Annotated in this window: 1 protein-coding gene; it reads right to left on the bottom strand. The window is 59.0% G+C overall.

Translation table 11 applies throughout. From position 1 onward, the window contains the following. On the bottom strand, positions 1 to 559 hold a 559-nt coding region (locus JK635_RS29110), incomplete at both ends, for an isocitrate/isopropylmalate family dehydrogenase (protein ID WP_235888249.1).

Here is a 559-nt window from a genome sequence, read left to right as displayed (position 1 = left end):
GTTCGGGATTGATGTTGGCCGAGGGCGCGATGGCGATGGTGCCGGTGCAGGCCGGACCGAGGTCGGACAGAATGTCGCCAAACAGGTTGGAGGCAACCACCACGTCGAACCATTGCGGATTGCGCACAAACTGCGCGGTCAGGATATCGATGTGGAACTTGTCGGTCTTCACGTCCGGGTAGTTCTTGGCCATCTCGGCCACCCGCTCGTCCCAATACGGCATGGTGATCGAGATGCCGTTGGACTTGGTGGCCGAGGTCAGGTGCTTCTTTTCCCTGCTTTGCGCCAGGTCGTAGGCGAACTTGAGGATACGGTCCACGCCCTTGCGCGAGAAAACGCTTTCCTGGAACACCACTTCACGCTCGGTGCCTTCATACATGCGTCCGCCCACCGAGGAATATTCCCCTTCGGTGTTTTCACGCACCACGTAGAAATCGATATCGCCCGGTTTGCGGTTGACCAGCGGCGACGGAATGCCAGGCATCAACCGGCATGGGCGAAGGTTTACATACTGGTCGAAGTCGCGGCGGAACTTCAACAGCGAGCCCCACAGCGAGAT

This window comes from Neobacillus paridis (assembly GCF_016765675.1).
Classification (GTDB): Bacteria; Bacillota; Bacilli; order Bacillales; family Cytobacillaceae; genus Neobacillus; species Neobacillus paridis.
The sequence above is the reverse complement of the archived record's forward strand: the minus strand, read 5'-3'. Positions and strand labels throughout refer to the sequence as shown.